At 66.1% G+C, this 22,093-nt stretch carries 13 protein-coding genes; 3 read left to right on the forward strand and 10 right to left on the reverse strand.

Annotated elements, in window-relative coordinates:
- Positions 1–418: 418 nt before the first annotated feature.
- Complete coding sequence (locus tag E5K00_RS03540) at positions 419–622, forward strand: hypothetical protein (protein WP_135461746.1); 204 nt, start codon at positions 419–421, stop codon at positions 620–622.
- A 77-nt stretch (positions 623–699) separates the two neighbouring features.
- Here the strand turns inward: E5K00_RS03540 and E5K00_RS03545 are convergent, their stop codons facing one another.
- From E5K00_RS03545 to E5K00_RS03555, 3 genes are all read right to left on the reverse strand, one after another.
- The gene (locus tag E5K00_RS03545; RefSeq protein ID WP_135461748.1) at positions 700–1,281 is read right to left on the reverse strand and encodes a phosphatase PAP2 family protein; all 582 of its coding nucleotides are present in this window, start codon (positions 1,279–1,281) and stop codon (positions 700–702) included.
- Positions 1,282–1,283: 2 nt separating this feature from the next.
- Positions 1,284–2,228: an oxygen-dependent coproporphyrinogen oxidase gene (gene hemF, locus E5K00_RS03550; RefSeq protein WP_135461750.1), complete on the reverse strand. Its 945-nt coding sequence runs from the start codon at positions 2,226–2,228 to the stop codon at positions 1,284–1,286.
- A 236-nt stretch (positions 2,229–2,464) separates the two neighbouring features.
- Positions 2,465–3,856, reverse strand: a complete 1,392-nt coding sequence (locus tag E5K00_RS03555) for a hypothetical protein (RefSeq protein ID WP_135461752.1) — start codon at positions 3,854–3,856, stop codon at positions 2,465–2,467.
- Positions 3,857–4,215: 359 nt separating this feature from the next.
- Between E5K00_RS03555 and E5K00_RS03560 the strand changes: the two genes are divergently transcribed.
- Positions 4,216–6,405 carry an alpha-ketoacid dehydrogenase subunit alpha/beta gene (locus E5K00_RS03560; RefSeq protein WP_135461754.1) on the forward strand — a complete coding sequence of 730 codons (2,190 nt, stop codon included), beginning with the start codon at positions 4,216–4,218 and terminating at the stop codon, positions 6,403–6,405.
- A 344-nt stretch (positions 6,406–6,749) separates the two neighbouring features.
- Here E5K00_RS03560 and tamL read toward each other — a convergent pair whose 3' ends face one another.
- Positions 6,750–9,284, reverse strand: coding sequence for a translocation and assembly module lipoprotein TamL (gene tamL, locus E5K00_RS03565; RefSeq protein ID WP_135461756.1), 2,535 nt, complete (start codon positions 9,282–9,284; stop codon positions 6,750–6,752).
- Here tamL and E5K00_RS03570 point away from each other — a divergent pair.
- Positions 9,275–10,018, forward strand: coding sequence for a TrmH family RNA methyltransferase (locus E5K00_RS03570; protein WP_135461758.1), 744 nt, complete (start codon positions 9,275–9,277; stop codon positions 10,016–10,018). The two genes, tamL and E5K00_RS03570, sit on opposite strands and share 10 nt — an antisense overlap.
- Before the next feature lie 213 nt (positions 10,019–10,231).
- Here E5K00_RS03570 and E5K00_RS03575 read toward each other — a convergent pair whose 3' ends face one another.
- The 6 genes from E5K00_RS03575 to E5K00_RS22945 all read right to left on the reverse strand — a co-directional run bounded on the left by E5K00_RS03575 (position 10,232) and on the right by E5K00_RS22945 (position 21,981).
- Positions 10,232–11,638 (reverse strand): T9SS type A sorting domain-containing protein, encoded by a 1,407-nt coding sequence (locus E5K00_RS03575; protein ID WP_135461760.1) that lies wholly within the window; start codon positions 11,636–11,638, stop codon positions 10,232–10,234.
- 169 nt (positions 11,639–11,807) lie between these two features.
- Entirely contained in the window at positions 11,808–14,285 is a 2,478-nt protein-coding gene (locus E5K00_RS03580) for a beta strand repeat-containing protein (protein WP_135461762.1), read from the reverse strand.
- 30 nt (positions 14,286–14,315) lie between these two features.
- Entirely contained in the window at positions 14,316–17,084 is a 2,769-nt protein-coding gene (locus tag E5K00_RS03585; protein ID WP_135461764.1) for a tail fiber domain-containing protein, read from the reverse strand.
- A 482-nt stretch (positions 17,085–17,566) separates the two neighbouring features.
- Positions 17,567–19,420: an RICIN domain-containing protein gene (locus E5K00_RS03590; RefSeq protein WP_135461766.1), complete on the reverse strand. Its 1,854-nt coding sequence runs from the start codon at positions 19,418–19,420 to the stop codon at positions 17,567–17,569.
- Positions 19,421–19,649: 229 nt separating this feature from the next.
- On the reverse strand, positions 19,650–21,485 hold the full coding sequence (locus E5K00_RS03595) for a 7TM diverse intracellular signaling domain-containing protein (protein WP_135461768.1): 1,836 nt from the start codon (positions 21,483–21,485) through the stop codon (positions 19,650–19,652).
- Positions 21,478–21,981 (reverse strand): recombinase family protein, encoded by a 504-nt coding sequence (locus tag E5K00_RS22945; protein WP_210114273.1) that lies wholly within the window; start codon positions 21,979–21,981, stop codon positions 21,478–21,480. Before E5K00_RS22945 ends, E5K00_RS03595 begins: the two co-directional genes overlap by 8 nt.
- Between the last annotated feature and the right edge of the window lie 112 nt (positions 21,982–22,093).

A 22,093-nucleotide genomic window follows, 5' to 3' on the forward strand; every position in this document is an offset into this window, starting at 1 on the left:
TACCAGTCGGTAGGTGACTTGGGACGATTGGTTTTGTCCGCATACGCTGGGAATGTGCTTCGGGACAATTGTCCCAGGACACATTCCCAGCGTATGTGCTTCGGGACGATTGTCCCAGAGCACATTCCCACCGTATGTGCTTCGGGACAAGTGTCCCAGGATACATTCCCACCGTATGTGCTTCGGGACAAGTGTCCCAGGACACATTCCCATCGTAAGTGCTTCGGGACAATCGTTTTCGAGCACAGGCGCCGGGAATGTGCTTCGGAACACTTGTACCAACGCGCATTCCCGGCGCGGTTGACTACGGCCAGTGCTTGAACAGCAGGAAGTTGAGCCCGAGGGGCGGCCGCCAGGGGGCTCAACCTGGGCTACCGAGGCGCGTATAGGCAGTATCCACCTTAGATTCTGCTCCGCCATGTCAAAACGCGAATTGATAGAACCCACCGAGGGCGACAAGCGCTACGTGCGCCGCAACGACAAAGGTCAGTTTACCAGCGAAGTAGACCTGAACCGCTCCCTGTCGCAGGACGATAAGCACAACTCCCACCGCACCAGCAAGCCCGGCCAGGGCGACCGGGGCGACGGCCACACCGGCAACCGCAAGCCCGGCAAGCAGTAGCGCCGGGAAACCATCAATCAGTAAAAAAAGCCCCGTAGCAGCTGCTACGGGGCTTTTTTTACTGATTGATGTAATTTTTATTCTGCGGCGGCCACTGGCCACCAGCGGGCGGCGGCCAGCCGGTAGAGCCGCACGCAGGCCCAGGCGGCGAGGCTCCCCAGCGTGGCGCCGGCCAGAATGTCGGAAGGGTAGTGGGCGCCCAGGTACATGCGGCTGTAGGAAACCAGCCCGGCCCAGATGAGCACCAGGATCTTGGCCACCCGGTAGCGCGGGGGCAGCACCAGCCACAGAAACACCACCAGGGCAAAGGCATTGGCCGCGTGCGACGACATAAAGCCGAACTGCCCGCCGCAGCCGCTGGCCAGGTTCAGCGTGGCCGAGAGCTGCGGGTCGTGGCAGGGGCGCAGCCGGGCGAAGTAGGGCTTGAAGAAACGGCTGGAAACGCTGTCGGCCAGGGCCACGCTCAGGCCCAGCAGCGGCAGCAGCAGCAGGGCGCGCCGGCGGAACATGTAGCCCAGCACCACCAGAATAACCAGGTAGGCCGGAAACCACACGAAGCGCTCCGAAAAGAAAATCATCCACGCGTCCAGGGCGTTGGAGCGGTGGTTGTTGGCGGCCAGCAGCAGCCAGCGGTCCAGGGCTTGCAGGTGTTCGATCAAGGCTAGCTAACGTTTTCGAGCCACTGCACGCCCTTGCGCAGCCACTGCTGGGTGGCTTCCTCGGCCGAGCCGGGCGCGGGGCGCTGGTCGTAGTGCCACTCGCAGCGCGGGGGCAGGCTCATCAGAATGCTTTCGGTGCGGCCCCCGGTTTCGAGGCCGAAGCGCGTGCCCCGGTCGAAGGCCAGGTTGAACTCGGCGTAGCGGGCCCGACGCAGCATGTGCCATTGCACCTGTGGCTCGCCGAAGGGCAGGTCGCGGTTCTGGCGCAGCAGCTCGGTGTAGGTGGGCCCAAACACGTTGCCCACGGCCTGGATAAAGGCAAACAGCTCCTCGCGGCTGCCGTCTTTGCCCACGGTGAGGCGGTCGAAGAAAATACCGCCCACGCCGCGGGTTTCCTGGCGGTGGGGCAGGAAAAAGTAGTCGTCGGCCCACTGCTTGAAGCGCGCGTAATACGCCGGGTTGTGGGCGTCGCACACGGCCTTCAGCTGGGCGTGAAACCAGCGGGCCTGGTCCTCATTCACGTAAATCGGGGTCAGATCGATGCCGCCGCCAAACCAGGCCTCGCCGTTGCCGGCCTCGAAGTAGCGCACGTTCATGTGGGCAATGGGCACCATCGGGCTGCGCGGGTGCTGCACCACCGATACGCCGGTGGCGAAGTAGTTGGGGTTGGGCATGAGCAGCACCCGGGCGGCCTGCTCGCTCATCTCGCCCCACACGGCCGAGAAGTTGACCCCGCCTTTTTCCAGCACCGCCCCGCCCTGAATCACGCGCGAGAGGCCCCCGCCGCCGCTGCCGTGCTGCCAGGCATCCTGTTGAAAAGTGGCCTGGCCGTCGGCGTCCTCCAGCTGCTGGCACAGGCGCTGCTGGAAGTCGCGCAGCCAGGTGGCCACGGTGTCGCGGAAGGTGGAAGCCACGGGGGCCAGGGAAGAAGAAGGAGCGGTGAGCATACGGCGTAAAGCGGCTAATTCTGGCGCGGCAGCCCGGCGGCCGAGTTGTCAGAAATAGAAAAACCGCCCGGCGGCGGGATTGGTTGGAAGCGGCAAAGGTAGGGGTTTGTGCGCGTTTCGGCGGACGGCACCGGGCAAAAGGTTAACCGCCGGGCAGTCCGGCGCTGCCCGGGGAAAAAACGGCGAAGCCCGCTTCCTTCCGGAAGCGGGCTTCGGGTACTTGCAGGGCGAAAAAGCTACTGATTTTGGTGCACCACCGACGCGTTGCCCATGCCTTGCTGCTGCACGTCGCTCTGGTTATTGGCCGTGCCCTGGTAGGTTTGGGCGTCGTTTTCGTTGCCCGTCTGCTGCTGCCGGGCGTAGTTGCCGCTGCCCGTCGCCTGCTGACTGATCAGGGCCTTGTTGGCGCGGCCGCCGGGGATGAAGCCCTGCTCCTGAACAGCCGTGCTGCCGGAGCCCAGCTGGTTGATCGTGGCGTCATTCCCCCAGAAGTTGCTGCCGACTTCTATCCTGCGCTGGCTCTGACTAGCTGTGTTACCTGAGCCATTTTGGACGATACTAGCCGATTGAACACCAGTTTGTTGGGTCTGGGTGGCCCGGTTCTCACTGCCGGTCTGGGTGATAACCGCGACCAGGCTAAAGGTGAAGGGGCCACTCTGGGTTTGGGTAGCCACGTTGGCGGTGCCCGTCTGGGTGGCGCTGGCTCTGGCATTGCTAACGTCGTCCTGCCGCTGCGTGCTGCTATTGTCCAGGCCGGTTTGGGTAATCGTAGCAGTCATGCCATAGAACTGCGTGTTTGCCGCATTCTGCAGTTGGATTCCGGTATTGCCGTTGCCGGTTTGGGTAATAACCACTGTGCAGCCCGAGGAGCTGCTGTTCGCTGTGTTTCCCGTACCCCCGCTCTGCTGCTGGCGGGCCGCATTCTGGTTGCCTTGCTGGATAATATCGGCCGACCACCTGCCCCCGCCTCCCGTTTGGGACTGGAAGGCCGCATTGCCGTCGCCCTGCTGCCGCACCATCCCGCTGGGCCCCGACCCTGAGGTGCTGCCCCCACTCTGGCTCTGGGTGGAGGTGTTGAGCGCGCCCTGCTGGACAGCAAGAGCCCGGGCAGTAAGAGCGCCCTGACCCTGCGTGGCGCGGTTGCCGTTGCCGACGCTTTGCTGAATCGTCGCGGAATTGTTGCGGCCCGACTGGTTCTGCGTGGCGTAGTTGAGGCCGCTGAGCTGCTCGATGGTAACGCCTTGGCTGAAGCCGCTCTGGCTTTGGCGGGCGTAGTTGCCGTGGCTGCCCGCCTGGGTCGAGCCCTGCCGAATGGTAGCCCCGTTGCCGCCCCGGCTTTCCTCGGAGCGTTGGTTCTGGATGGCCGTCTGGTCGTTACCCATCTGGTTCACCGTGGCCGCCTGGTTGATGCCCAGCTGGGTTTGGGTGCTCTGGTTGTTGTTGCCTCTGGCTGAGCCGCCGTTCACGGCCGCATCGTTCTGGCGGGTAGTGGCCGCGTTGCCGCGGCCCGTCTGCGTAACTGTCACCTGGTTGTCGTTGCCGAAGCTGGTGGAGGTTTGGGTATTCTGCTGCGCGCTTGCCGCGCCGCTCACGACCATAGCCGCAAAAAGTAATCCGGTTGGTTTCATAAGTGGGGATAGAAAAAGTGGATGAATATGCGCCTTGCAAGTGGCAATGGGAGGTAATAGAGTCAATGTATTATATAAATAATTATAAAATTAAATAATTAAGTTCCATTTATACGGAGTTAATTAACTATTAAAAATTGGACAACTTGCTGCCTGTCAGTAGTTAAATGGCCTTGCGTTGCGTTGTATCCGGAGGGAAGCCCGCGCGGCACCACGGCGGCTGGCCGGCGACCGGGGCGGAAGAGCCAGCGGGCGGTAGCCGACCGGAACCAGGTGGGAGTAAGGCGCTCCGTCGCCGCGCGAAGGTGTTGCTCTCGTTGCGAAACTGTAATTTCGCTGCTCCAACTGCTGCTCCTTTCATGCCCTCGCAAACCACCCCCGTCATCGAAACTGAATTTAGCACCGACCTCAATGCCACCCAGCCCAGCCGCGCCACGCTGCTGCGGGTGTATGAGCTGATGCGTACCGGCGACGAGCTGGCCCGCCTCTACGAAGAAAACAAGGCCGTGACGGCCAAGTACGTGCACGCCACGGCCCGGGGCCACGAGGCCATTCAGCTGGCCGCCGCCTGCTTTCTGGGCCCCCACGACTACGTGACGCCCTACTACCGCGACGACGCCATGCTGCTGGGCCTGGGCCTGGAACCCTACGAGCTGATGCTGCAGCTCATGGCCAAGCGCGACGACCCGTTTTCGGGCGGCCGCACCTACTACTCACACCCCTCGCTGCGCCGGGCCGGTTTCCCGACCATTCCGCACAACAGCTCGGCCACCGGCATGCAGGCCATTCCGGCTACCGGCATGGCCCACGGCATCAAGTACCTGGAAAGCCAGGGCCTGCACCCGGTAACGGCCGACCCGCGCGACTTCCACGAAAGCGGCGCTCCTGTTCCCGGCTTGTATAGCCTGCTGCCCGCCGAGGCCCGGCCGGGTGGCCCGGTGGTGGTGTGCTCCATCGGGGATGGGGCTATGACCGAGGGCGAAGTAGCCGAGGCCCTGCAAATGGCCGTGCTGCACCAGCTGCCCATTATTTATTTGGTGCAGGACAACGACTGGGGCATTTCGGCCACCGGCCGGGAGATGCGCGCCATGGATGCCTACGAGTTTGCCGCCGGCTTCAAGGGGCTGCAGCGCCTGCGCGTGAATGGGGCCGACTTCCCCGATTCCTACGCCGGCCTGGCCACGGCTTTCGACTACGTGCGGCGCACCCGGGGGCCGATTCTGGTGCACGCCAAGTGCCCGCTGCTGGGCCACCACACCAGCGGCGTGCGGCGCGAGTGGTACCGCGGCGACAACCTGGCCAAGCACACCACCAACGACCCGCTGCCCCGCCTGCACGAGCAGCTGCTGGCGCTGGGCGTCGAGGAGCAGGAGCTGGAAGCCCTGGGCGAGCAGGCCCGCACCCGCGTGCTGACCGACTACCAGCGCGCCCTGGCCGCCCCCAATCCGGACCCCGCCACCTTCGCCGACCACGAGTTTGCCGCCTCGGCCGTAACCGAGGAAGCCGGGGAGCGGAGCCCCGCCGGGGCCGACAAAGCCCTGATGGTGGATGCCGCCCTGCACGCCGTCGATGATATTCTCAGCGAGTTTCCCGAGGCCCTGTTCTACGGGCAGGATGTGGGCGGGGAGCTGGGCGGCGTGTTCCGCGAAGCGGCGCTGCTGGCCAAGAAGTACGGCGACGCCCGCGTGTTCAACACCCCGATTCAGGAAGCCTACATCATGGGCTCCACGGCCGGCATGAGTGCGGTGGGGGCCAAGGCCATGGTCGAAATTCAGTTTGCCGACTACATCTGGCCCGGCCTCAACCAGCTGGTGGAAGAGCTCAGCAAGTCGTGCTACCTCTCCAACGGCAAGTTTCCGGTGCAGGCCCTGGTGCGGGTGCCCATCGGGGCCTACGGCGGCGGCGGGCCCTACCACTCGGGCTCCATCGAAAGCACGCTGCTCACGATTCGGGGCATTAAAGTAGTGTACCCCAGCAACGCGGCCGACATGAAGGGCCTGCTGCGCGCGGCCTTCCTCGACCCCAACCCGGTGGTGCTGCTTGAGCACAAAGGCCTGTATTGGAGCAAAGTACCGGGCACGGAGGACGCCAAAACCGTGGAGCCGGCCGCCGGCTACGTCATTCCGCTGGGCCAGGCAGCCATTGCCCAGCCGGCCGACGCCGAGCAGCTGCGCCTGGGCAACACCTGCGTGGTCGTTACCTACGGCATGGGCGTGCACTGGGCCAAAACGGCCAGCCGGCAGTTTGCCGGGCAGGTCGAAATCCTGGACCTGCGCACCCTCAACCCCCTGGACTTCGACGCGGTGCAGGCCGCCGTGCGCCGCCATGGCAAAGCCCTGGTGCTTACCGAAGAGCCCCTGATGAACTCCTTCGCCGAGTCATTGGCCGGCCGGATTCAGCGCACCTGCTTCCAGCAGCTCGACGCGCCCGTGTTTACGCTGGGCGCCGCCAACCTGCCCGCCATTGCTCTGAACGTGGAGCTGGAAAAGCAAATGCTACCCAGCGCCGAGAAAGTCGCCGCCGCCCTGGCCGAGCTGCTGGAATACTAGGGGAATGTGCTCAGGTGCTAATGTGAGGAATGTGCTGAGTGTGGAGGAATACTAGGGGAATGTGCTCAGGTGCTAATGTGAGGAATGTGCTGAATGTGGAGGAATGTGTCATTGCGAGGTGTAAGCCATTCCGCGCATCAAGCGGCGTCAGTTCGTCCTCTGAAAGGTGCTGAGCCTTCTAACGTGAAAAGCCCCTTACTACCGCGTGGAGTAAGGGGCTTTTCACATTAAAAGGTCATTGGTCACTAGCAGAGGACGCATTGCTTCGTGCCTCGCAATGACACCCTTTTCTCATTTCTCACATTTCCCCACATTAGCACCTGAGCACATTAACAATTAGCACATTAGAAAGGATAGCCGATGCCCAGGTTGAAGGCGGTTTGGTTGGGTGATTTGCCCAGGCGGAAGTTGGGCAGCACGTACTTGTTGCCCGGGGCGGTGGGGTCGTAGACTTTCGTGGCCACGTCGAGGCGCAGAATCAGGAAGGTGAAGTCGAAGCGGATGCCGATGCCGGAGCCCACGGCAAACTGGCGGTAGAACCGGTTGAGCCGGAACACGGCCTCCTGGCGCTTGGCGTCCTGTTCCTGCAGGGTCCAGACGTTGCCAAAATCAGTGAACAGCGCCCCGTTGATGAAGCTGTAAATTGGGAAGCGGTACTCCAGGTTGCCCTCGATGAGCACCTCGCCGGGCTGTTCCAGGTCGTAGTCGCGCACGGGCAGGCCGGTTTCTTCGTCGATGCGGTTCGAGCCGTCGTCGTTGAGCTTGTAGGTGGTGTAGGAGCCCGTGCCCAGCCGGCGCGGCCGCCAGGCCCGCACGCTGGAGCTACCCCCGGCGAAGAAATACTTGTCGTAGGGAATCGTGTACTGGCCGTCGGTTTTGGTCAGGGCGTGGGCCACGCCGGTGTTGAGGCGGTACACGAAGTACGATTTGGGCCCCAGCTTGTGGTAGCGGCGGTAGTCGGCGCTGAGCTTGGCGAAGTCGTACACCGTCAGGTTGGTGCTGTTCTGGTAGAGCGAGCGGGTCAGGCCCCCGACCTCGGCAAACAGGCGCAGGTAGCGCGCGTCGCGGGTCTGGGTGAAGTCGTTGGAGTTGTAGAGCGAGGTGGCGTTGATGCTGGGAATAAACAGGCTGGTAAAGCTGCGGAACAGCGGGGAGCCCTGCGTCACCCGCAGCGTTTCCAGGTCCTTCCTGAACTGGTCGTCGATGGTCGGCGTGTAAATCACGCTCAGGTCGAAGGGCGTCAGCACGTACTGGTGGAACACCGAGCGCTGCCAGATGTAGTCGTAGGTGGCTTCCAGGTTGGTGCGCGTGTACTCGGGCCGCCGCACGTAGGTGTAGCTGCTGCTGATGCGCGTTTTGGGGTTGTAGCGCGTCAGGAAGCGGTTCATGTTCCAGGGCACCAGGAACTGCGGGAGCACCAGGTTGGCGTTGGCCCCGAGCTGGGTGGTGAGCACGCTGCGGTCTTCGGTGCGGCTGAGCTGCCCTTCGAAGCCCGAGCGCAGGCCTAGCTCCAGCACCTCGGCGCCCCCGAAGATGTTGCGCACCTTCAGCCGGAAGTTGATGAACGGCCCCGGCAGGCCGGCCACGTAGGTGCCCCCGAATTCGGTGGTTTCCTGGTATTTCTTGGTGGGCGAGGCATTCACGGTGGCAATCAGCTGCCCCCGGTTGCTGATACTGTCGCCGTTCACGGGCCGGATTTTGTTGTAGCTCACCGTGTTGAACCGGAACATGTCCAGGTCGCTGAGCTGGCGCTGAGTCTGCAGGGTGTTTTGCAGGCTGTACCGCTCGCCGGGCCGCACGGAAAGCTTGCGGTCCAGCACGCGGGTGCTGAAGCGGTGCTGGTAGGCCAAATAATACACCGAGTCGCGCACCAGCGTGTCGCGCTTCACGCCGAAGCGCGTGGTACCGGCATCGGTGATAAAGCGCACCCGCTTGATATGGTACACCTGGTGCTGCTCGCCGGGGCCGGGGTCGGCAATGATGGTGCGCAGCCGCACGGTGGTGGGGGCAAAGCTGGTATCGGCCTCCAGGGTGATGTACTGCTGGCGGAAGTCGTAGTAGCCCGCGTTTTTGAGCAGGGTTTCCAGACGGCTGCGCTCCTGGCCGATGACGTTTTCGTTGTAGCGCTCATTCACCCGCAGCAGCGAGGCCGGCTGCCCGGCCAGCACCACCCGGGCCACGGCCGAGTCGGCAATGTCGTAGTCGAGCTGGGTGTAGTGAAACGGCTGGTTTTCGCGGATGCGGTAGGTCACCGTCACGCGGCGGTTGTGCACCGTGTCGGGCCGGGCAAAGAGGTGGGCCAGGGAAAAGCGCCGGTCCACGACGGTATCGGTGGCCGACACCTGGCTGCGGAAGAAGCCCTCCGACTTCAGGAAAATGGCAATCTGCTCCACGGTTTTGGCCGTGAGCGTGGAGTCGTAAATCACCGGCGGCTCGCCCAGGCGCATGATGGCGTTGCCCTTGTCGAGGGCCAGCTGCAGGCGGCGGGTGCGCTTTTCGCGGCGCACCAGCAGCTTGCCCACCTTCACCGAGTCGGGGCGGGCGGCCTGGGTGCGCTCGTCAAACTCCTGGCGGATGCGCTGGAGCTTGGCCTGGAGGCGTTCCTTGTTGTAAAAGCGGTTTCCGAGCTGGTAGATTGTTAGCTTTGGCAGCGGAAAGCGGCTGTTGGGCTTTTGCTGGTACAGGGCCGCAATCCGCTCGGCGTCGGCTTCCTGCACGCCTTCCAGCCGGATGCGGCTGAGCAGCTTCTGCTTAGGCCCCAGCAGCCGCAGCGGCGAACAGCCGGCCGCGAGCAGCAGGGCGCCGGCCAGCGCCGCGCGGGTGAGTAATCTTTCAGTATGCCGCCCTGGGCGGAAAGTAAACAGCGAATATGGTTTCAAAAGCAGTAGCGAAATACGTGCACGCGCTGCACCTGAAGAAATACCGGCTCCGCCACGGCGCCTTTCTGGTGGAAGGCGGCAAAAGTGTGGGGGAGCTGCTAGGTTCCGGGCTTCTAACGGAGCGGGTGTTCCTCACGGCTGAGTATGCCGCAAAAATCCCGCCGCTGCCCGCGAAGGTACCGGTTGAAATCGTGACGGAGGAAGAATTAACCAAACTTGGCACGCTGGCCAACAACACCACGGCCCTGGCCATTGCCCGCCTGCCCGACGAAACACCCTTGCAGCCCGAGCCCGGCCGCCTGCTGCTGGCCCTGGATGAAGTGCGCGACCCGGGCAACCTGGGCACCCTCATTCGCCTGGCCGACTGGTACGGCCTGCACGGGGTGGTGTGCTCCGAAACCTGCGCCGACCCCTGGGCCCCCAAAACCATTGCCGCCACCATGGGTTCGTTTACCCGCGTGCGGGTGTGGCAGCGCGAGCTGCCCGAGTGGCTCGACTCGCTGCCCGCCGCGCTGTCCCGCTACGGCGCCCACCTGGAAGGCGACAACGTGCACCGCCTCCATCTGCGCCCCGCCGGCGTGCTGATTATGGGCAGCGAGTCGCACGGGCCGCGCCCCGAGGTGCTGGCCCGCCTCACCCAGCGCCTCTACATTCCCGGCGCCGGCGGGGCCGAAAGCCTGAACGTGGCCGTGTCAGCCGCCATCCTGCTCGACAATTTCCACCGGGAGCTGTAGGGGTAATGTGCTGAGGTGGGGAATGTGCTCAGGTGCTAATGCTCCCCTCCCAAACGTAGCGCGAAAGGGAAGGGCCTGGCTTAAACTAACCTGCCGTAGCTATTGCCGATCAGCAAAAGTCCTTTACCATGAGCGTGGTAAAGGACTTTTTTACGTTGAATCACCCTTAGCTCTTTGTTAAAAGTTGGGTAGGTGCCTTTGACCAGGAGCTACTTATTCCACCACCAGGCGCAGGGCCTGGCTGCCTGCGCGCACCACGTACACGCCCGTGGCCCGGCCCGGCGGCAGCAGCAGCAGCGCCGTGCCGCCGGCATCGGCCGTGGCGGCCAACACCTGCCGGCCCAGGGCATCGAACACCATAACCGCCGTGCCGGGTTGCGCGCCCGTGAGGGTGGTGGCCTGGGTGGTCGGGTTGGGAAAGAGGGCCAGCCCGGCCTGGCCGCGCACGGCCACCGTGCGCACGGGCGAGTAGCTAAAGGTGCCGTCCAGGTCTACCTGACGCAGACGGTAGTAAACCGGGTTGGCCGCGTAGCGGGCAATGACCGGGTCCACGAGCTGGTACTGGTGGGGCTGGGTGCTGCTGCCGTAGCCGGGCACCTGCCCGATGCGGCGGAACGTGCGCCCGTCGGGGCTGGCTTCCACCTCAAACCGGTCGTTGTTCTTCTCGGAAGCCGTGGCCCAGCGCAGCAGCGCGTCGGCACCCTGGGTTTCGGCCGTGAAGCGCGTCAGCTCGACGGGCAGCGGGGCGGCGGCGCTGCTCACGGTGAGGCGGCCCAGCGCGGCGGTGGCAAACGAGAAGCTGCGGCTGGTGGCCGTGCCGGTGGCATTCTGCGCGCTGCCCACGGCGGCCCAGGCCGTCACCGGCACCGGGCTGCGCCAGGCCTGGGCGGGAGCAAAGCTGGTCAGGCCGTTGTCGTCGTCGGCGGGCCAGCTCAGGGTCACGGGCACGGCGGCGGCGGGGGCGGTGGTGGTTTCCACGGTCCAGATCCGGTCGATGCTCTGGCTGGCCGCGTTGGGCAGGGCCGTGCGGCTCACGTTGTCGAGCAGCAGGCCGGCGGCGCGGGTAGCCGTCACCTGGCCCAGGCTGGTGAGGTCCAGCGTCAGGCCGTGGCCGAAGTCGAGCACCCCGCTGCCGGCGGCCCGCACGATGCGCAGGTTGCCCTGCACGTACTGGCCGGGGCCCTCCCCGCTGAGGGTGGCCCCGTCGGGCAGGGTGAGCGTGGCGGCGGGGTCGGTGCGCAGCAGGCCGCTTTGCAGGGTCAGGGCCGTGCCCACGGTCAGGTCGGTGGGCACCGTGAGGGTGCGCTGGCCGCTGGCCCCGGTGTTGTTTACCACGAGGGTAGCCACGGTGGCCGCGCCGGGCGTGAAGGTCTGGTTGGTGGTGCCCGCGAAGAGCAGCGTGCCGCCCGAGGCGAGCGTGCCCGCGTTGGTCAGGTCGCCGGTGAGCTGCAGGGTGCCCGCGTTGGTGAGGCTGCTCCCGGCGTTGTTCTGCACCGTGCCGGCCACGTAGAAGGTAGTTCCGGCGCCCACCGTGAGCGTGGCCCCGGCGTTGGTGAGAGTGGCTTGGGCCAGGCCCGGCAGAGCGGGCAGCAGCAGGGCGAGAGTAAAGCGAAGTTTCATACGCCGGAAGGTTATACGAGATAGAGAGGGTGATTCGGCCCGGTGAATCAACAGGCTGACGTGGGGCCGGCCCGCCTCCGGCTGCCGCCGCCGGGCCTCGAAGGTTTTCAGGGCGGCAGTAGCCGTGGCGGCCTGGGCGTCGGCGGAGGCCGGGAAGGGGATGGGGCGGCTAAAACACCTGGAGCAGGGTCATAGCCCCCACCACCGCAACCCCGGCCCCGTTGGAGTTCTGGGCATGTAGCGAGACGACATCGCCGGCGGCGAGGGTGTAGTACAGCTCCTGGGTGATGTTCAGGTCGGCCTGCGAAGCGTACGAGCTGTGACTGACCCCGACGTAGTTGCCGTTTATCTTGAGGCGGGCGTACCCTTGCCCATTGCCGGACAGGTACATGCCCACGCTGTAGTAGATTTTGTAGACGCCGGGCGTGACGATGGTGACTTCGCTGGTGCCGGCATTGAACGAGAGGCCGGATACCTCGGGGCCAGTGACGAGGTTTATTCTGACCAAGCCATCCCCGAGCCGCACGGTCTGCTGAGATGCGGCCGAAAAAGTGCCGTACGCCGGTTTTACGCGCGCGCCCAGCAGCTGCCACAGCGGCGTGGTAGGGGTGCCGTTGTTACAATACAGGCCGGCGGTGCCGTCGGTCTGGTACACCACCAGGCCCGTGGCCGGGCTGCCGATGGCGGTGCGCTGGGTCTGGGTCAGGCGCGGGGGCAGCAGGCCCTTGCTGGTGCTGCTCACGTCGAGCGCGGCCGAGGCATTGGGCGGGCTGGTGCCGATGCCCACGCTGCCGCCCACCGTGGCGTTACCGCTGATGCTGGCGTTGCCGGCCACCTCCAGCTTCTGGCCGGGGATGCTGGTGCCAATGCCCACGTTGCCGTCGGCCCGCACCGTGAAGGTAGGCGTGAAGCTGCCCGTCGGGATGCCGCCCTCGCTGCTGGTACCGTCCATGCGGCCCACCACAAACTTGTCGTTGGCGTCGGCCCCGTCGCCTACCACCACGCGCAGCTCGCTCTGGTCGCTGGCCGGGTTCACGCGGTAGAGGCCCACCGGGTCGGTGTTCACGCCCGGCCCCACCCACTCGATGGCCTGGCCGGTGCCCGTGGCGCTGTTGCCGCCGTTGTCGCCGAGGCGCAGGTTGCCGCGCACGTCCAGCGCCTGGGTGGCGGGCTGGGCCGTGGTGGTGCCGATGCCCACGCGGCCGGCCACGGTGGCGCTGCCGGCGGTGAGCAGGCCGCCCACCGTGCCGGTGCCCGCCACCTGGAAGCTGGCGGCCTGCGCCGTGGCTGCCTGGTTCTGGATGAAGCCGGTGCCGGCCCCGGCGGGCGTGAGGTAGTCGGTGCCGGCGGTGGCGGCGCTCACCAGGCCGTTGCCATCGGCCCGCAGCAGGCCGCTCACGGTGCCGGCCCCGCCCTTGGTGGCGGGCACCACGTTGGCGTAGGTGGTGGCCGCGCCGGTGCTGGTGATGTCGCCCGTCAGGTTGGCGGTGCTACCGGCCGCCGTGGTCTGGGTGGTGCCATCGGGAAACCGGAAGCCGCCGCTGCTGCTGTACACCGTGCCGGCCACTTCTAGCTTCTGGGTGGGGCTGCTGGTGCCGATGCCCACGTTGGCATCGTTGCCCAGCACCACGGTGTTGCTGTTGGTCAGGGTCACGAAGGCGCCCAGGGCGGTGGCGTTGGTGATGTCGCGGGCCGCATAGCTGGGGCCGCTGTAGCTGCCCACCACCGTGTTGCCGGTGCCGGCTTCGCTACGCTCGCCGCTCATGTAGCCCAGAAACAGGTTGTAGTTGCCCGTGGTATTGCGGGACCCGCTCCCGTTGCCCAGAAACAGGTTGTAGTTGCCCGTGGTATTGGCGCCGCCGCTTATATACCCCACAAACACGTTCTCTTTGCCCGTGGTATTGGAGCCGCCGCTCTCGTTGCCGATAAAGTGGTTGTTGTAGCCCGTGGTGTTGCTGTAGCCGCTCAGGTAGCCAGCGAAATGGTTGTTGAAGCCCGTCGTGTTGGCCTCCCCGCTGCGGAAGCCCACAAACTGGTTGCTGCCGCCGGTGGTGTTGGCGTAGCCGCTCCGGTAGCCCACAAACAGATTCTCCTGGCCGCTGGTGTTGCTGTAGCCGCTGCGGTAGCCGCTGAACTGGTTGAAGCGGCCGGTGGTGGCCTGCCCGGCCTGGAAGCCCAGCAGCACGTTGTTGCCGACCGTGTTCTGGCCCAGGTTCAGCCCCCCATCGGCCCGCACGCCTACCCCAATGCCGCTGATGCTGGCCCCCGTGCCGGTCAGGGCCTGGTCCTGCAGGTTCAGGGGCTGGGTGGCGGTGTGGTTGCCCAGGTTGTCGCCGCTGCCGCTGCCGGCCGTGGCCAGCTGCTGCCAGCTGGGGGCGGCGGCCGTGCCGGCATTATAATAGAAGCCGGCCGGCGCACCGGTCTGGTACACAAGTAGGCCGGGGGCCGGACTGGCAATGCCGGCGGCGGCCACCACGCGGGGCAGCAGCAGACCCTTGCTGGAACTCACGATATCGAGGGCGGCCGAGGCATCGGGGGCGGTGGTGCCGATGCCGACGGAGCCCGTCTGATTCTGGGCGTGGGCAAGGCGGGGGGCGGCCAGCAGCGTGAGGGCAGCCAGGGACGTGAGGAGGTAGCGGTGGCGCATCGGGTACAGGGGAAAGCGAAGTGGGGAAGGCTACCGGCGGGCCGGGGCCGGGCCGGTAGCGGTGGGCTGCTCGCCGAGCAGGCGGGCCATCTGGGCTTGCAGGGTGAGCAGGCTGGCGTGGTCGGCGGCGCTGCCGGTTTGCAGGGCGGCGTTCTGGGCCTTCAGGGCCTCAATCTGCTGCTGCTGCTCCTTGAGGGCTTCCACCAGCACGGGCGTCAGGCGGGAGTAGTCCACGCTCTTGTAGCCGTCGGCGTCGGTGGTTACCATCTCGGGGTAGTAGGGCTCAATTTCCTGGGCAATGAAGCCCAGCTGCCGGCGGGCCTCAAACTGCTTCTCCGGGAAGGCGGCCTGCTTCCAGTAATAGGTCACCCCGCGCAGCTTCAGCACTGAGGCCAGCGCGCCCTGCACCGGCACCACGTCGCGCTTGTAGCGGCCGTCGGAGGCGCAGTTGAGGCCGCCCGAGGCGCAGATGTTGCCGATGACCGTCAGCTTCTGGCCGGGGTTGTCGGTGCCGATGCCCAGGTTGCCGTTGCTGTCGAAGCGGGCCCACTCGGTGACGGTGTTGGGGCCGCTGCTCACGTTGTTGGACTGCCCGAAGCGGATGCCGCCCAGCCCGCCGCCCTGCTGGTTGAGCAGCCAGGTTTCGCCCTGGTTGCCGCTGCGGTTCCACTGCAGGTAGGCGCCCTGGTTGCTGATGCGGCCGCTGCCGCGGGCCAGGATGCCGCCGTTCACGTCCAGGGCCTGGGTGGCGCTGGTGGTGCCCACGGCCAGGGTGCCACCCACCGTGGCGCTGCCGCCCACGGTGCTGCTGCCGGTCACAGTGCTGCTGCCGTTCACGTTGCTGTTGCCGGTCACGTTGCTGTTGCCGCCCACGGTACTGGTGCCCGTCACGAACGAGCTGCCCTGCACTTCGAGCTTCGTCCCCGGGCTGAAGGTCCCGATGCCGACATTGCCCGTACCGTCCTGCAAAAACAGCGACTGCACCCCGGGCCCGCCCACGCTCAAGCCCCCGCTGGTCAGCCGGAAATCGAACTTTGCAGCGCCGGTGACATCGTAAAAGCGCTGAATCTGGGAACCATAGGGCGTTTGCTGTATCACCAGGGGAATGCTACCGAGAGCTTCGTTGACGGCCGGGCTCACGCCGATGCTCAGCCGCTCGCTCACCAGCATGCCACCATTCACCCGGGCAAAGCCTTCCACGTCAAGCGGATAGTCGGGAGCCCGGCCCAGGCCCACCCGGCCGGAGTTGTCTATCTCGATACCCCGGTAGGGCGCGTTGCCGTTGATGAGGCGGAAGCCGTTCAGGTTCAGGGGTTGGGTGAGGGTGTGGCTGCCCAGGTTGTCGGCCGAGCTGGGCACGGTCACCGAGCCCCCGTTGGTCAGGCTGATGGTGCTGCCGCTGATGCCCAGCTGCTGGTTGTCGGGCAGCGTCACCGAGTTGCCGTTCGTGATGCTCAGACTGCTGCCGCTCAGGCTCAGCTGCTGGTTGTCGGGCAGGGTCACGGTATTGCCGTTCGTGATGCTCAGGCTGCTGCCGCTCAGGCTCAGGGTGGGCGTAACGCGGGCATCCACGTAGGTTTTCACCGCCTTCTGGGTGGGCACGGCCGAGTCGGCATTGTCGGTCAGGGCGCCGTCAGTCGAGAAGCTGCTCACGGCCGCGCTGCTGCCCAGCTGCAGGGCGCCCTGTTCGATGCGGAACACCACGGTGGGGGGCGGCGGCGAGCCGGCTATCAGCTTCCACTCCAGCACGTGCACGGCGCTTGTGCCCGAGCGGGGACGGGATATCAGCAGGCGGTAGTAGCGGTAGAGCGCGGGCTGGTCGATGGGGTAGCTGTTGTATTGATTGCCGGGCTGATTGGTGCTGACCGTGTGCAGGGTAGTCCAGGAGCTGGCATCGTAGCTGCCCTGCATCTCCCAGGCCCCGGCCGCGGTCGAAGACGTGGACAGCAGCACCTGGTACTCGCTGACCACCACGGGGGTGGCACTCACATCCAGCTGCACCCACTGGGGGAACGGCCGGTCGGGGTCAGAAGTCCACCGGCTGGTGGGGCTGTCGTCGTTCACATTGGTTGGCGCGTCGGCCCCCGAAAACGTCGAGGAGGCCGTGGCCGTGGCCGTCAGCGCGATGTTATTGCTCGGGGCGATGCCCAGCAGGTGGAGCCGCGTCGTCGGGTTGGTGGTGCCCAGGCCCACGTTGCCGGTACGGTCTTGCACGAAGATGCGGCCGCTGGCCACGTTGCTCTCGCTCAGGTTCAGGCCGCCGTTGGTCAGGCTCCAGTTATACTTATCCTGCCCCCCGAACGTGGCCAGGCCCAGCCCTGCCCCGTTGATGTCGGTCTTCACCGTGAGTGGGTGGGCCGGCGTGGCCGTACCGATGCCCACCCGGCCGGCGCTGCTCACGCGCAGGCCGTTGGCGCTGCCGGGGGCATTGCTGAGCCAATTGCCGTTCAGGCCCAGGTTGGTGGTGGCCGTGTGGTTGCCCAGGTTGTCGGCGCCCAGGCGCACCCAGGTGCTGCCGTCGAAGGCGTAGAGGCCGGGGGTGTTGTCGGTCTGGTAAATGACCAGGCCGGCCACGGGCGGGGCCGTGGGGCTGGCCGTGAGGGCCGTGCGCTGGGCCAGCGTCAGGCGGGGCAGTAGCAGCCCCTGGCTGGTGCTGCTGATGTCGAGGGCCGCCGCCGCGTTGGGCGTGGTGGTGCCGATGCCGACCGAGCCGGGGCTGGTCTGGGCCAGGGCGAGACGGGGCGAGGCGGCCAGCAGCAGGGCGGCGGCCAGGGAAGGAAGCAGGTAGCGGTGTTGCATAGGAGAGTAAGCAGAGAGCTGGCGGCAGGAACCCGTCCCGCCGTGCGGCGGCACCGGCCCCGAGGGCTTACCTCAGGAGCCGGCGCGCCGCCCGCCCGGGGCCGAGCGGTGGCCGAAGGGGTTCGGGGTGCCGGGGTGGTGGCCGACCAGCCCCGGCGGCAGCAAACCTAGCCCCGTTTCCGCCCGCCTTCCCAAAATAGGGTGTAGACAAAGTGTAGACGTATTTGCTAACTCATTCATAATCATTGTGTATTATTCTGGTCGCTGGCTGGCCTCCACCGTCGGCTGCGGGCCAGCCGGGGCTTGGCGACTACTCGGGCCCGTTGTGCCTTTGGTACTCCCTGCATCGCCGCTACCCCCGGCTGCGCAGCCCCGGCACCCACCCCGGCTACCTCATCCCGCACGGGATAAACCAACATCGGCCCCACCCGATGATTCGGATGGGGCCGGTGGTCGGCCAAGCTAGGCGTTGACGGGGTGGGCTACCACTGCCCGGCCGCAAACTCGCGGGTGGTGAAATCCTGTACCACCTCCTCTTGGGCGGGCTCGGCGGCCGGGGCCTGTAGCACGAGGGCCGGGCGAGTGGGCTCGGCCAGCTGGGACCCGGCCGGAATGGCTCCCGTCCAGTCGTACGTCCAGCTGTACTCCCAGTGGAAGCAGAGCCCGCCGCCGCCGTAGGAAAGGCCAGTGAGGCGGGGGCTCAGCGCGTCGTCCACGCTGGCCATGAAATCGTAGGTATGGTCGCTGGTGCTGGGCTCGCCCGTGGTGAATAGCTGGCCCAGGTTGGTTTCGAAGGTAAGCCCGACGATGTAGGGGCCGCGCTCCAGGCCGTAGGCGCTGGTGATGTATTCGCCCGGGGCCAGCGTCAGGGTTTTCATGTTGTGGGTCTCATTGCCCGAGGCGCGTTTGCGGCCGTCGGCGTAGTGCACCACCAGCCCCGAGACGATGTCGCCAATCTGGCCCATGCTGAGGCTAGTGATGGTGCCGGTTACCAGCTCAAACGGCGTCTCGTTCTGCCGGAGTGGAAACGGTCCTACCACCCGCTGGTCAATGTCCTGCGCGGGGCGCTCGGTGACGTCCGGGTTCAGGAAGCGCCACAGCCGGACCGGGGCCAGCAGGGCATCCATCTCGGCCTCAAACTGCGCCCTGACCTGGTCGCGCCGGGCCGCCGCCGCCTGGTTGGCCCGGGCTATGCCCTCGGCCGTGAAGTCCGACAATATCCGCATCCAGCCGCCGCGCTCGTCCACCACCATGGTCATGACGGTACCAATCCTCTCCAGCCGCCACTGCAGGGCGTTGGCGCGGGCGGCCATCAGGGCTTTCGAATACTGGGCGATGTTGGCCTGCAGTACCTTCTTGTAGACGGCCTTGCCCTTGGCGTGCTCCGCGGCAGTCTTGTCGGGATGCATCTCGGCGTAGTCCCGCATCATCTGCGCGTTGGCGCCCAGCACCAGCGTGCCCCAGGCCCCCAGGTGCGACAGGATGCGGTGGCTGTCCTGGTAGTCCAGGGTGAGAAATGCCTGCTCGATAGCCGTGGCCCCGGCCGTCACGGCTACCAGGTGGTTCCACCGGTCGGTGGGCGGCAGGTCCGGGTCGTTAGCCAGGCGCAGGTTTTTGATGAGGCCGACCAGGTAGCTTTCCAGCTGTAGCAGGCGCACGTGCTGCAGCATCTCCGTCATGCGCACGTCCACGTAGTCTTTCATCTGCTGCCAGAAACGCTGGTCATGGTCGCTGGGCCAGATCAGGCCGATGAGGGCGGACACGCCGCCGCCCACCTTCGGGATAACGCCGGCCAGCCCCAGCACCAGCATCCGCCCGTAGTTGGTGTAGCCCCGGAAGGAGGTGGTGTTGACCGACAGCCCGGTTCTGGGCACGGCCACGAGTCGGAACAGCTGGTTGTCGGTGGGCGTGAGGCCGTGCTGCACCAGCCGGGCGCCGACGGCCGTCGTATTGCCATACACGTCCCAGAACTTGCCCGAGTGCAGGCAGCGGATGCGGTAATCGTCGTCGCCGGCCGGTATCAGCTGGAAGCGCTGGTGCCCGGCCCCGGCGTTCCAGATGGCCTGCACGATGGGCGTACCGTCTTCCCGGCCCCGGCCGTCGCGCGAGGCCTTGGGCTCCAGATACAGGTCGCGGTGGCCGGGCTTGATGTAGAACGTGTAGTTGGGCGCCCCATCGAGGCGGAAGTGCTGCTGGGGCTGCGCGCTGTCCGGGCTCCAGGTTTGCTGCACCATTTCGGCGCCGACGTCCCCGGAGTTGCCCTGCACGCCCAGGGGCATGTTGCTGTTCTTGGCGAGGAGAAAGTACTGCGTGTCGCGGGCGGGTCTGAATGCCATGAGTAGAAAGAAGTAAGGGGAGCGAAAGTGGTGCTGCTGCGTAGACCGGGGCGAGGGGCCGGCATCAGGCCGGGAAATCCTGCTCAGGACGACGCAATACTCCAGATTAGCAGGCCCAACTTCCTAAAAAGGAGCATAGACAAAGTGTAGACAACTCACGTGAGTTGCTGGCTCTCAGACGCTTGTTTTCTGATGTCGTGCGGTTGCCCGGCGCAACGGCCCGGGCCCGCTATTCTGCCGGCGGCGGTCCGGCCTCGGGGGGCGGCAGTGCGCCGGCGGCGGCAATCTTCTTGAAGAGGCGGGTTTTGGCCCGGCGCACGCTGGCCGGGTCAATGTTGAGCAGGGCCGCAATTTCCTTGGTGGCCAGGTTAATGTGGAAGTAGCTGGCCAGCCGTTGCTCGTGCGGGGTCAGGGCCGGGTACTTCGCCTGCAGCTCCTCGAAGAAGCGCGGATGCACCTGCTCGAAATGCACCTTGAACCGCCCCCAGTCCTCATCGAGGTACGTGTGGCTGTTGAGCACCGCCTGGATGCCGGCCAAGTCTTTCTGCTGGTCGGGCCGCTGCTTGTTCAGCTCCCGGATCTGGCTCTTGAGCTCGGCCAGCAGCGCGTTTTTCTGCTCCACGTAGAGGGCAGTAGAGGCCAGCTCGCGCTGGTTGGCTTCGAGCTGCTGCTGCAACGCATGGTTGGCGGCTTGCTGCTGGCGGTGGTCGGCGCTGAGCTGCTGCTGGTCGGCGCGCAGGGCGGCCTGAATGTGGCTGTTCTGCAGTACGATTTCGCGGTGGCGCAGCTGCTGCTGCCGGATATCGAGGGCCAGGGCCGCGGCGTCGCGCTCGGTGGCCAGTAGCGCCCGTTGCAGGTACTGCAGGTGAATGTTCAGGGCCAGGGAGAAGCTCAAGGCGTGGGCAACGAGGGCCAGGTGGGGCAGCGCATTTCCGTCGTTATCGACGGTGACAGCCACGTGGTAGCCGGCGGCCAGCAGCACGCCGAGCAGGGGCAGTACGTTGGCCAGCAGGTAGGGGCGGGCCAGCGGTAGTTGCCGCCGGTCGGCGGTTACTGCGGTGGCCAGCAGCAACCCCAGCAGGCCCAGCACCAGCAGGTTGTCGAGCAGCAGCGAGTACTGGTCGAGGTAAAAGCCGCTTAGGTTCACGACCCCTACCGCCAACGTAAAGAGGCCGTAGCCGACCAGCCCGCAGCGCAGGGCGACATCGAGGCGGGGTAGGCGGGCGCGGGTGCCCAGGTAGGTGCGCGTGAGCTGCACCAGGCCCAGCAGCAGCAGGCCCACGCTCAGATGCATCAGCGCGCTGTTGAGGGTGTAGGCATAGCTGCGGCCGGAGGAGAGCACCAGCTGGCTAAACGTCGGGCCCGGCCACCACTGCTTGAATATGCCCCGATAGGCCGTCAGGTAGAGCACGCCTCCCAGCTGGCCGCAGAGGTACCAGGCGGTGGGGCGGTCGGGCCGGCGCAGGTAGGCGTGCGCGTTGAGCAGCAGCAGCAGCCCTAGCACGGCCAGCGCCACCAGCCAGGCCACGTAGGAAAACAGGTCAGCTTGCCGGGCCTGGGCCGCCGGTGCCAGCTGCACCCGCAGGCTTATTGCCGGGGGCAAGGAGGCGCGCGCGCCCAACCGCACCAGCACGTAGCAGGTGGTGGTGGCGGCCGCCGGCAGGCGCAGCGGCAGCCCGCCTTTCACCCACTGGCTATCGGTGGCCACGGCCACGCCCGCCCGGCGTGAATGCCAGGTGCGAGTATTCTGGTCGACGAAGTAGAAGGTGTTGTCCAGCGCGGGCAGCACCGTGAGCTGGGCATCCTCGCTGTAGCGGCTGGGGTTGCGCACGGCCAGCCGCAGCCAGAAGCGGCGGGCCTGGGCGGGGCGCAGGGAGTCGGCCGGGGCGAAGGCCAGCGTTGGGTCGTGCAGCACGCGCGGCCAGGCGTAGCCTCGGTCGGGCAGCACCTCCACGCGCCCAACGACCGGACCGCCCTGCGCGGCGCTACGCAGGGTGGCCAGTAGCAGCCATGCCAGCAGCAGGCCGGCGCGCAGCAGCCCCGGGTGAGCGGCCCCGCTACGCACGGGCCGGGCTCGGGTGGGCTGACACCGCGCTACCAACGCGCGGGCTGGTAATCGGGCAGCCGGCAAAGCGCAGTATTCTGTAGAGGGTACGCCGGGAGCCAACCTGGAAGTTATCCATGATTTGGCGGGTAGAATGCTGGCCTGCCTCGTAGGGTTTCCGCACGGCGGGGCCAATTTGCTGGTAGCGCGGTGCCAGCCCGGCGTAGGTACGCGGCACCAGCACGTTGCGTTCCCGACTGAGCTTGTGAGCCTGCACCCCGGCCCCGGTGTCGGTAAAAACCAGCTCACAGCCAGCCTGGCGCAGGGCGTCGAGTTGCAGGTCCAGGACTTGTTCGCTGGTACTGACGCGGGCGTGGCCGAGTTTCATCCAAAAAGGGTGCAAATGGTACCGAAAAGAAGCAAAATGCGAATTTACGGTATCTTGATTGCGGAAGCCAGCTTCGGGGACCGGCTTTTCTCGTACCAGGGTGCCAATTTCGGAAATGGAGCGGGCCATGACAAAAAGGGACGTTTTACACTCTCCTTTTTGTCATGGCCCGCTCTCTGCTCAATGCGGCCCGGCGCCGCGCGTTTGATTCCCCGCCGCGGCCGCTGTGCCCCGGACCAGG

This window comes from Hymenobacter aquaticus, from assembly GCF_004765605.1.
GTDB lineage: Bacteria > Bacteroidota > Bacteroidia > Cytophagales > Hymenobacteraceae > Hymenobacter > Hymenobacter aquaticus.

Excerpts from the sequence above, each read along its gene's own strand:
- E5K00_RS03555 (WP_135461752.1), bottom strand. The coding sequence starts at position 3,856 with ATGAAACCAACCGGATTACTTTTTGCGGCTATGGTCGTGAGCGGCGCG.
- E5K00_RS03575 (WP_135461760.1), bottom strand. The coding sequence starts at position 11,638 with ATGAAACTTCGCTTTACTCTCGCCCTGCTGCTGCCCGCTCTGCCGGGC.
- E5K00_RS03540 (WP_135461746.1), top strand. The coding sequence starts at position 419 with ATGTCAAAACGCGAATTGATAGAACCCACCGAGGGCGACAAGCGCTAC.
- E5K00_RS03580 (WP_135461762.1), bottom strand. The coding sequence starts at position 14,285 with ATGCGCCACCGCTACCTCCTCACGTCCCTGGCTGCCCTCACGCTGCTG.
- E5K00_RS03590 (WP_135461766.1), bottom strand. The coding sequence starts at position 19,420 with ATGGCATTCAGACCCGCCCGCGACACGCAGTACTTTCTCCTCGCCAAG.
- E5K00_RS03585 (WP_135461764.1), bottom strand. The coding sequence starts at position 17,084 with ATGCAACACCGCTACCTGCTTCCTTCCCTGGCCGCCGCCCTGCTGCTG.
- E5K00_RS03570 (WP_135461758.1), top strand. The coding sequence starts at position 9,275 with ATGGTTTCAAAAGCAGTAGCGAAATACGTGCACGCGCTGCACCTGAAG.
- E5K00_RS22945 (WP_210114273.1), bottom strand. The coding sequence starts at position 21,981 with ATGGCCCGCTCCATTTCCGAAATTGGCACCCTGGTACGAGAAAAGCCG.
- hemF (WP_135461750.1), bottom strand. The coding sequence starts at position 2,228 with ATGCTCACCGCTCCTTCTTCTTCCCTGGCCCCCGTGGCTTCCACCTTC.
- E5K00_RS03560 (WP_135461754.1), top strand. The coding sequence starts at position 4,216 with ATGCCCTCGCAAACCACCCCCGTCATCGAAACTGAATTTAGCACCGAC.